This is a genomic window from Thermococcus sp. (assembly GCF_027012695.1).
GTDB lineage: Archaea > Methanobacteriota_B > Thermococci > Thermococcales > Thermococcaceae > Thermococcus.
Genome location: NZ_JALUYR010000127.1, coordinates 1 through 5,771, shown reverse-complemented (window position 1 = coordinate 5,771; position 5,771 = coordinate 1). Strand labels below are relative to the sequence as shown.

Genomic DNA, 5,771 nt, shown 5'->3' with positions numbered 1-5,771 from the left:
GCAACGTTCGCCGCCTGTTCCAGCGTCCTGTCCTGGCGCATCTTCTCTATGAGCGCGTCGTCGGCGTAAACCCTCCCCGGAACGCGCATTCTCTTATCGAACTTCGGTATCTCCCATCTTATCCTGTCAATTCTCTTCAGCGGGACCATCCTCTCACCCCTCCTTTAGGTGGCCCTAAAATTATTTTAACCTTTCGCGGAACAACTTTGACTAAAGGTCGAGCCTCAACCTCCGTTCCTTCGGCACGTAGTTTATCAGCTTCCCCTCTTTGGCCTTCGCCGAGCCGAGGAAGTAATCCCTCCACCTCACTATCACCCAGCCGTAAAGACTCCCGTCAATCTCGACGCTCTCCCCGGCTAAATAGCGCCTTGCCCTTTCATCGTTGAGCTCCACCACGTTCTTCGTCGCCTTTGGCCCGACCAAAAAGCTCCCCTCGATTGTGAGCCTTATTCCGTCACTCTCGATCCTGGCAAAATAAACGCCCTGTCTGTCGGGGCCTTTAATCTCAAGGGAGCACGGTTTTCGGGCGTAGACCCTGTGATACCTTCCCCTGATCTCGTAGGTCAAATCGGGGGCGTAGCCGTAGTTCTCGATGAGAAGTCTCTTCACGAGTTCTGTATCCTTCACCCTTCCGATCTCTTCCCTCGGGTTAGTGGTGTTTTCCCCACTCATTCCCCTCCCTCCGGCTTGGTTATCTTCGCTATGAAGAACGCCTCCGTGTCGTTGTCGCTGGGGTGTATGCGCAAAGCCCTCTTCAGCTCGGGTGAGTACTTCTTTCCCTCCCATTCTAGGACAGGTTCGCTCGTCCTCACGGGCAGTTTTACCGGTTCGAGTCTGGCATCCGTTCTCCTCAGGAGGTAGTCAATCACCTCCTCGTTCTCCATGGGGTCTATCGTGCATGTTGAGTAAACGAGCGTTCCTCCGGGTTTTAAAGCCCTGTATCCCGCCAGGATGAGCTGTTTCTGGATGTTCATGTACTTGATGACCGCTTTCTCGCGCCACTCTCTCAGGAACCGCCAGCTCTTTCTGATCATTCCGACCGAGGAGCAGGGGGCATCTAGAAGAACCCTGTCAAAGGTCCCCTCGAAGCGGGAGAAGTGGACCCCGTTCCGGGTCGTCACCCTGGCTATCAAAACGCCCATCCTGTTGAGGTTCGCTATGAGAACGTTTGCCCTGTCCCTGTTTGGATCGTTGGCTATTATACACCCCTCGTTTTCCATGTATTGAGCAATCTGCCCCGTTTTGGAGCCGGGCGCCGCGGCCATGTCCAGAATCAGTTCGCCAGGCCTCGGGTTTAGGACAACGGGTGGAATCATCGAGCTTGCCTCCTGACCGAATACCAGCCCCAAACCGTGCTCCGGAACCTTCGCGAGATTGTCAACGTTTATGAAGAAGCCCTCGCGGACCCAGGGGATCGGTTCGAGCTCGAACTCCTCTTTGAGCCTTTCAACGACAACCTCCAGCGGGGCCTTCAGCGTGTTCACCCTTATGCTCTGCTTCAGCGGTTTTATCAGGAACTCCCAGAACTCGTCGGTATCTTCGAGCTTCGAATAGCGCTCGTAAAAAGCGGGGTTTACCTCCCTGATCCTGTCCCTCGCGCTCATGAGACCACCTCACAGGTCGGGGACGAACTGGGCCATCCATCTCCCATCGGGGAGCTGCTTTATCTCCATCTCATGGTAGGTTATCGCTTTCACTTCTTCCTTCGGCTCGTGCTTCTCGCTCAGCGGTTCACCACAGGCCCTGGCCTTCAACCGGTAGCCGTTTTCGGTTTTCTCGATCTCGACCTTCACGTCACCGAAGACGAGGCCCTCCACGTCGTGTAGCACGAGGAGTTCCTCGAGGAAGGAATAGAGAAGCGCCTCCAGATCCTCCTCCTCGACCTCAACCTCCCGGCACTCTTTAGGTTCAACCTTTCTCACGTCCACCATGACGTCAAAGAGAGCTAATGCCACCGCCTCAAAGGCCTCCTCCAGGGTTGAGCCGTAGCCGCGAACGCCTATGTCGGCGGTGTGTTCGTAGTGCTCCCAGGTTCTCATTTCACTCACCTCACCCACAATTCTCCTTTTTCCTGCCCTCTCTCATCTCCTGGAGAGCTTTTCGGGGGTGTTCCGCCAACTTTTAGAAGCTCAAAGAACGTCCATTCATCGTCCACGTCACTCCCCATCCCACTTTCCCGGCCTTGGCTTATAAACCCCACCAATCGAAACCGTTAATTAGACCGGCATCGAAATGGTTGAAGGTGGTGACATGAGGGAGGTAACGCCAAAAAAAATCCGCGAGATGAAGGGGAGGGAGAAGATAGCAATGGTTACAGCCTACGATTATCCCTCGGCGCTCCTCGCGGACAGGGCGGGAATTGACATAGTTTTCGTTGGGGACTCCCTGGGGATGGTGGTTTGCGGCGATGAGAACACCCTGAACGTGAGCGTGGAGCAGATGGTCTTCCACACCCGGGCCGTCGCGAAGGCCGTGAAGCGGGCGCTGGTTCTGGCGGACATGCCCTTCGCGAGCTATGAGGTGAGCGTGGAAGAGGGCATTAAAAACGCCGTTCGCCTGATACGGGCCGGTGCGGATGCGGTCAAAATAGAGGGCGGTGCGGATCACGAAAAGCTTGTGAAAAAGCTCGTGAGGATGGGAATCCCTGTGATGGGACACACGGGACTGACGCCCCAGCGATATCTCCGGCTCGGAGGATATAAGATAATGGGCGAGACCGAGGAGGAGATAGAGGAGATCCTTCGCGATGCCAGGGCCCTGGAGAGGGCGGGTGCCTTCGCCGTTGTTCTTGAGTTCACGCTGGCCGATGTATCGAAGCTAGTGACAGAGGAGGTTTCCATCCCGACGATAGGCATAGGCTCCGGACCCTGGGTTGACGGGCAGGTTCTGGTGTGGCACGACCTGCTCGGGATATACGAGAACTCGCCACCCTTCGCGAAGCGCTACGCCAACCTCGGTGAGACAATCCTGGAGGCGCTCAGGGAATACGGTCGGGAAGTTAAAGCTGGAAAATTTCCAAGCGAGGAACACTACTGGAGGTATCAGAGCGAGGAAGACTTCAGACGGAAGGCCGAATCTGTCCTGAAAAGTCCTGAAAAGCTCGCGAGGGAGGGCTTCTAAATCGTTCAAATTTTTACAACAACTCCTTGGGACTTCCCCAATTAAATGGAGTTTACGGCCTTTTTTGGAGCAACTCTTTAGTTCTGGAATATTTAAACTTCAAAGTTTATAAAGGTTAACTGCATATTCTACAATGGGGATTGCGGAATGTTCAATGTCACCAGGAGTTCGCGGGACGGCAAGCGACTTCTGGCGGTTACGTTTGCGTTTTCTCTGGTGGCGGCCATATTCACCGGCCTGCTCGTCGCGACATCTTCAACCTCAACCTACAGCGCCATCGTTACTCCCGGTTTTCCGGCCTACTTCAGGATTGATGGAGGCTTCACCACGGTTTCCATAGATGTGTCCTCCGATGTGCCGGTCACCGTCTGCATAACCGACATGGGGGGCTATCGGAACCTGGCCGACGGCAGCGATGCACTCTGCTACCTCTACGTCGAGGGGGAGACCCACTTCCACCGGATTTGGAGGGGCGGAGGGGGGCGGTATTACCTGGTTGTCATCTCCGAGCATAGGGCCAGGGTCAGGGTGAGGATAGAAGAGGGACTCCTCGTGAGGTAATGGAGCCGGGACCGGGATTTGAACCCGGGACCTGGGGATTACGAGTCCCCCGCCCTACCGAGCTAGGCTACCCCGGCACCGTTCTATGGAGAACCCCTGAATTTATAAGCTTTTCCCAGTCACGCCATGAGCCCGTCGATAACCTCCTTCAGCCTCGCCGGATCGAGGCCCATGAGAAGGACCACCAGGGCCAGGAAGAAGTTGAAAAGGGTCACCTTTCTGAGGTAGGAGGTCTCCCAGCGGTATAGGGTTGAGGGGATGGCCATACCCAGTCCCTCGCCGAGTCTGTATGCCAGGACTCCGAGGCAGATCCCGGCGAGGACGTCGTAAATCCAGTGGTGGCCGAGCAGGACAGTGGCAAAGGGGATGAGGACGCTTATTCCAATGAGGATCCTCGCCCCGAGCCGGTGCCGGTGCCTCCAGAGGGCCATCAGGTTGACGGTCACTATGGCGTTGTGGAGAGAGGGGAATACGAACTCCTGCCGGGTGAAGAGGGTGTTCTCGGAGCTGAAGCCCTGCAGGTTGTAGACCACGTGGGGAGCATAGATGTGGAAGACAAGATAGGTAAGACCCGCGGCGGCGTAGGAGATCAGATAGCCGGCCAGGAGTCTGTCCGAGGTCTCCGTATCGGCGAGGTAGATGAGGAGGTAGAAGACCGCGAGTGCTATGGATCCGGTGAATCCGATGTAATAGACCGCAACGAAGAGAAGGTAAAGGGGTTTCACCGAGCGCACGAAACCCGTGAGGCCCAGGACAAAGGATTCCGACGTCAGGGGAAGTTTCAGGAACGCACCGGTCACATCAACGCTCCACCTTCCGATGAGACCGTAGAGGACACCGAAGGCGATCCACCCGAAGTAGCTGAGGAAAAAGGCGTTAAGCCTGACGAGTATCTCGGGATCCTGGAGGCGTTTTCTGAGCCATTCCATCGTTCTGCCCCCGGCGTTTACTACCACCACTCGGGGCCCGTCCCTTAAAAAACTTACACCTCCCGCCTGAGTTTATCGGCTTCCGCCTCGAGCTCCATCCTCTCCCTGAGAATCCTCAGGAGTTCGAGGATCGTCTCGCCGTTCTCCCCCGTGTATGTGAGCTCCAGCTCCCCAACCGGAAGCCTCATGCGGGCGTTGTCATCGAAAAGCGTCAGTTCGATTTTCCCGAGGCCGATCCCTTCCAGAATCCCGGCCTCGCTCTCAACGAGGGCCTCATACCGCTTATAAACCTTCACGACCATTTTCCCACCTCCCGTGGGTTTAACGGGCAAAAAAGAAAGATCAGCGGAGCAGGGTCCGTATCTCCTCCTCGCCCAGGGTCTTCTCGACGAACTTCGACAGGACGTAGGTTATCCCGAGGAGGTTCCCGGGGGTGAGTCTGAAGGTCCAGATGATCGAGCCCCTCCGTATCACGGCCCTGTCGCCGTTGAAGTAGAGCTCAAGGGTCGTTCTGCCGCCCCGCGTCTCTAACTCAAAAATGTAGTAATCCAGATCTCGTGCGTACACCACGACCACCGCGCAGAAGAGTGCAGGGACGGGCGTTTTCGCCTGATGCAGTCGTAGTTTATAAAGCTTTTGGTATTAAAAATGGAAAAGGAATCAATGGCTGGCGATGAGTTTGGCCTGATCCTCAAGCAGGCGGCACTGGTCTTTCTTCCTGAAATAGGCCCTGGCGAGGTAGTAGAGCATCGGCAGGCCGATTATCAGGGGAATCGAGGCAATGCTTATAACAAAGCCAACCGCGTAGGCCACCTTCTGGGTTGTCGTGAAGCACCTCACGGCCATCACCAATGGAGTATAACTAGCTAGTGCTTTGGAAACACGGAGTTTGCCGGATGGTCCTTCCGGTGTGTAGTCCCACTGACAGTTGAGGGTCTGAGAACAGGCAACCACGCTCAAAACCGGTGGGAAGAGCAGGGCTTGAGGACAAGCCCAAAGTGAGAGCCAAAACACTAGCCGGTTCTGAAACATAAACAAGGACATACTCCCGAAGTACATTGCCCCCATAACGGCCATGGCCGAGTTTCCAAAGCACAGCTGGTTCTGAAACGGAATAATCAACAATGCTCCGAGGCTGATTGTAGCTACCGTTTCCAAAGC

The 5,771-nt window shown here is 55.6% G+C and carries 10 protein-coding genes and 1 tRNA gene; 2 read left to right on the top strand and 9 right to left on the bottom strand.

The genetic code is table 11. From position 1 onward, the window contains the following. Positions 1–210: 210 nt before the first annotated feature. The 4 genes from MV985_RS08940 to MV985_RS08925 are packed head-to-tail and all read right to left on the bottom strand — an operon-like array spanning position 211 to position 2,167. Positions 211–672: a hypothetical protein gene (locus MV985_RS08940; RefSeq protein WP_297465480.1), complete on the bottom strand. Its 462-nt coding sequence runs from the start codon at positions 670–672 to the stop codon at positions 211–213. Further along, the gene (locus MV985_RS08935; protein ID WP_297465477.1) at positions 669–1,604 is read right to left on the bottom strand and encodes a tRNA (cytosine(49)-C(5))-methyltransferase; all 936 of its coding nucleotides are present in this window, start codon (positions 1,602–1,604) and stop codon (positions 669–671) included. Before MV985_RS08935 ends, MV985_RS08940 begins: the two co-directional genes overlap by 4 nt. Before the next feature lie 9 nt (positions 1,605–1,613). Further along, positions 1,614–2,039, bottom strand: a complete 426-nt coding sequence (locus MV985_RS08930) for an archease (protein WP_297465475.1) — start codon at positions 2,037–2,039, stop codon at positions 1,614–1,616. Between the two features lie 5 nt (positions 2,040–2,044). Next, positions 2,045–2,167: a hypothetical protein gene (locus MV985_RS08925; protein WP_297465474.1), complete on the bottom strand. Its 123-nt coding sequence runs from the start codon at positions 2,165–2,167 to the stop codon at positions 2,045–2,047. 83 nt (positions 2,168–2,250) lie between these two features. On the opposite strand from MV985_RS08925, the gene panB reads away from it, so the two are divergent. Together panB and MV985_RS08915 are read left to right on the top strand one after the other, a co-directional pair. Next, positions 2,251–3,120, top strand: coding sequence for a 3-methyl-2-oxobutanoate hydroxymethyltransferase (panB, locus tag MV985_RS08920; protein WP_297465472.1), 870 nt, complete (start codon positions 2,251–2,253; stop codon positions 3,118–3,120). A gap of 147 nt (positions 3,121–3,267) precedes the next feature. Then, positions 3,268–3,681, top strand: a complete 414-nt coding sequence (locus MV985_RS08915) for a hypothetical protein (protein WP_297465470.1) — start codon at positions 3,268–3,270, stop codon at positions 3,679–3,681. On the opposite strand, the gene MV985_RS08910 is transcribed toward MV985_RS08915, so the two are convergent. The 5 genes from MV985_RS08910 to MV985_RS08890 all read right to left on the bottom strand — a co-directional run bounded on the left by MV985_RS08910 (position 3,682) and on the right by MV985_RS08890 (position 5,456). Beyond that, positions 3,682–3,758: transfer RNA gene (locus MV985_RS08910), tRNA-Thr, on the bottom strand. A gap of 42 nt (positions 3,759–3,800) precedes the next feature. Further along, entirely contained in the window at positions 3,801–4,640 is an 840-nt protein-coding gene (locus MV985_RS08905; protein ID WP_366085392.1) for a phosphatase PAP2 family protein, read from the bottom strand. 23 nt (positions 4,641–4,663) lie between these two features. Continuing rightward, positions 4,664–4,912 (bottom strand): hypothetical protein, encoded by a 249-nt coding sequence (locus MV985_RS08900; protein ID WP_297465468.1) that lies wholly within the window; start codon positions 4,910–4,912, stop codon positions 4,664–4,666. A gap of 40 nt (positions 4,913–4,952) precedes the next feature. Further along, on the bottom strand, positions 4,953–5,177 hold the full coding sequence (locus MV985_RS08895) for a hypothetical protein (protein WP_297465465.1): 225 nt from the start codon (positions 5,175–5,177) through the stop codon (positions 4,953–4,955). A gap of 93 nt (positions 5,178–5,270) precedes the next feature. After that, on the bottom strand, positions 5,271–5,456 hold the full coding sequence (locus tag MV985_RS08890) for a hypothetical protein (protein ID WP_297465463.1): 186 nt from the start codon (positions 5,454–5,456) through the stop codon (positions 5,271–5,273). Between the last annotated feature and the right edge of the window lie 315 nt (positions 5,457–5,771).